This is a genomic window from Microcoleus sp. M2_D5 (assembly GCF_036701935.1).
Classification (GTDB): Bacteria; Cyanobacteriota; Cyanobacteriia; order Cyanobacteriales; family Microcoleaceae; genus Microcoleus.
This window is the reverse complement of sequence record NZ_JAUBRP010000082.1, coordinates 24,081-27,077: the sequence shown is the minus strand read 5'-3', so window position 1 is coordinate 27,077 and position 2,997 is coordinate 24,081. Positions and strand designations below refer to the sequence as shown.

Genomic DNA, 2,997 nt, shown 5'->3' with positions numbered 1-2,997 from the left:
CGTCCACTCATGACGGGCGGGACGCCCATCCCACAATAACAATTAAAATTGTAAGTTATTTAATTCGCGATCCTTAGCTGCGGGAATTGGCGATCGGAATCTCGATCGCCAATTCAGTCCCTTCTCCAATTGCGGAGATGCACTCTAACCTCCCGCCGTGTTTGTCCACAACAATCTGATAGCTAATTGACAGTCCCAAACCCGTCCCGTGCCCAACTGGTTTGGTGGTAAAAAACGGATCGAAAATTTTTGCTTTTACAGATTCATTCATTCCCAGACCATTATCTTTGATGCTAATTCTTGCCCAATTATCGGAAATAATAGAAGTAGTAATTGTCATCTGGATAGGGTTGGCTTCGATATCGTCCACTGAAGACTTTTGCTCTCGCTCCCGCAGGGCATCAACAGCATTATTAATGATGTTCATAAACACCTGGTTTAATTGCCCAGCATAACACTCCACCTTGGGCAAATCTCCATAATTCTTAATAAACTTTATAGCCGAATGACCGGGTTGTTCTTTGGTTAAATGTTGCAATATTAACAAGGTGCTGTCAATGCCTTCGTGAATGTTAACTGGTTTCTTTTCAGCTTCATCTACCCGCGCAAAGTTGCGTAAAGTCAACACAATCTCGCGGATGCGCTCGGAGCCAAGTTTCATTGAGGAAAGAGTTTTCAACAAATCTTCGCGCAGAAAGTCGATGTCAATTTTTTCCAGAAATTCTTCAATCTCTGCATCTGTTTCGGGATAGCGATCCTGGTACATTGCGAGCAATTTTAAAATGTCGCCTGCGTAGTCATTGACATAGGTAATATTGCCGTAGATGAAGTTGACGGGATTGTTGATTTCGTGGGCAATACCAGCTACCAAAATGCCCAAAGCCGACATTTTTTCGGCTTCTATCAATTTGAGCTGCATTGTTTGCTGTTTTTCCAGAGCTTTTTCTAGTGTAGACATTCTTGCTTTTAAAATATTTTCGGAATCTCTAAATTCCTCAGTGAGTATTTTTAGCCAAGATTCTTTTTTTTGATTGAGGGCTTCTAATTGGTTGCATTCGCTTTCCGATTGTTTGAGCTTTTTCCGCAGGATTCGATTTTCGTTTTCCAGCTCTTTGATTCGGTTTTCCCAGTCTGTTGGTTCCATCGGCTATTATTTTGAACCTGAAAATAGTGTCTGAACAGTTTTATTAATAAATTTAATTGCACCCTTTACCTAGTTAAAATTTCTGCCCCCATCGCCTCGGCAATTTTGTCCGAAAAATTCAACAGTTCCTTTAGTTGGCTCGCTCTAAAAATCTTATCTAATATACATTCAAAATGTCAACATATTAATAACAAATCTCGTTAAAACAGATCGCTACTTTTATTCCCCGCTCTCGCATTTGCGGGGTTTTCATCGGATTGTCCATCAATAAGCTGGCCGATCGCAAACTTATAAAGGCGGGCCCAGCGCGAAAAATTGCCAGATTCAGACAACCTTTGTACAAAACCCGCCGGCGTTGCCGACCAAAATATTAAATGTGAGTGCGATCGACCGGGGGCGATGGGAAAAGTGCGATCGACGGGGGGCGCGATCGTCCACAAGCAATCTCAAGTGCCAAGGCGCTTCCGAGTTCCCAGAACGCAATCACACTATACCATTGCTGAAAAATCTCACTTTAATGTGTCGATCGTACTTACGCACCCGCACCATTGTGTGCTAAGAACTACTACTTGTGACAACATCGACACAGCAGTTTATATTTGGAGAGTAATTGATGTCAGGTAGCGAAGTTCGTGCAGACTTTTGGATGAGCGAGTACATTACCCCCTGGGATATTTACGTTCACGGCATCATCGCGGTGCTCGCTTACAAGAAAACAGCCTATCAAGAAATGTACGTGGTTCAGACCGGTACCTACGGCAAAGGCTTAGTTTTGGACGGCAAGTGGCAATCTTGTACGGGCGACGAGTTTCTGTACCACGAACCGCTGGTTCACCCAGCCATGATTTGTCACGGTTCCCCCAAAAAAGTCCTCGTTCTCGGCGGCGGAGAAGGAGCTACAATTAGAGAAGTGCTGCGCTGGAAAACAGTTGAAAAAGTCGTGATGATCGACATTGACGGCGAAGTAGTAGAAGCTTGCCGCGAACACCTGCCCGAAATGCACCAAAACGCCTTTGACGACCCCCGCTGCGAAGTAGTAATCGGCGATGCTTTGGACTATTTAGATAAAACTGACAATGATTGGGATATTGTCATTTCTGACTTGTCCGATCCCATTGAAGAAGGCCCATCTTTCCAGTTGTTTACCAAGGAGTATTTTGAGAAAGTTCGCAGCGTAATGTCACCTAACGGATATTTCGTAGTGCAAGCGGGCCCCGTTTCTCCGGCAGAAATGAAAATGCACGCTCGCATTGTAAATACCCTGAAATCAGTTTTCTCCAACGTTCAATCCTGCACCAGCTTTATTTCTACTTATGGAGCTCCTTGGGGTTTTGCGGTAGCTTCTAATCAAGAAATAAATACGCGACCAGATCCCGAAGTTACTGACAAATTACTCGCCGATAAAACCACCGGCGGGTTGCGGATGTTCGACGGAATTACATTGTTGGGGTTGATGCAGCTTCCCGGTCATTTGCGGCAGGTAATCGCCGCTGAAACCGAAGTTTACACTATGGCAGCACCGCCTAAGTTTTTCGGGAAAGGTTCGGTCGGTCAGTGAAGTTAAATTGAAAGAGAAAACTCGTTTGGAGTAACTGAGATGAGCAATTTGATTCGCATAGTCGCTGCAATTTTTCTTCCCCCTCTGGGCGTATTTTTGACTGTTGGCATCGGTACGGATTTTTGGATCAACCTGGTTCTCACGTTTTTGGGCTTTATTCCCGGCATCATTCACGCTGTTTGGGTGATTGCTAAGCACGATCGAGGTTAATCTAATGTAGGGGCGGGTTCCACCAACCATAATTGCCTGAAACCGACACTCTCAAAAACCCGCCCCCACCCAACTAATAACCTGT

The 2,997-nt window shown here is 44.6% G+C and carries 4 protein-coding genes; 3 read left to right on the top strand and 1 reads right to left on the bottom strand.

Annotated features, from left to right (window positions below; translation table 11 throughout):
- Nucleotides 1-73 precede the first annotated feature (73 nt).
- Nucleotides 74-1,144: an ATP-binding protein gene (locus tag QUA50_RS25080; protein ID WP_333259826.1), complete on the bottom strand. Its 1,071-nt coding sequence runs from the start codon at nt 1,142-1,144 to the stop codon at nt 74-76.
- Between the two features lie 315 nt (nt 1,145-1,459).
- Between QUA50_RS25080 and QUA50_RS25075 the strand changes: the two genes are divergently transcribed.
- Genes QUA50_RS25075 through QUA50_RS25065 form a run of 3 tightly spaced genes read left to right on the top strand, consistent with a single transcriptional unit; the run spans nt 1,460 to nt 2,912 of the window.
- On the top strand, nt 1,460-1,768 hold the full coding sequence (locus QUA50_RS25075) for a hypothetical protein (RefSeq protein ID WP_333259822.1): 309 nt from the start codon (nt 1,460-1,462) through the stop codon (nt 1,766-1,768).
- Nucleotides 1,758-2,702: a fused MFS/spermidine synthase gene (locus tag QUA50_RS25070; RefSeq protein ID WP_333259819.1), complete on the top strand. Its 945-nt coding sequence runs from the start codon at nt 1,758-1,760 to the stop codon at nt 2,700-2,702. Before QUA50_RS25075 ends, QUA50_RS25070 begins: the two co-directional genes overlap by 11 nt.
- A gap of 39 nt (nt 2,703-2,741) precedes the next feature.
- Nucleotides 2,742-2,912 (top strand): YqaE/Pmp3 family membrane protein, encoded by a 171-nt coding sequence (locus tag QUA50_RS25065; RefSeq protein ID WP_333259816.1) that lies wholly within the window; start codon nt 2,742-2,744, stop codon nt 2,910-2,912.
- The last annotated feature ends 85 nt before the right edge of the window (nt 2,913-2,997 follow it).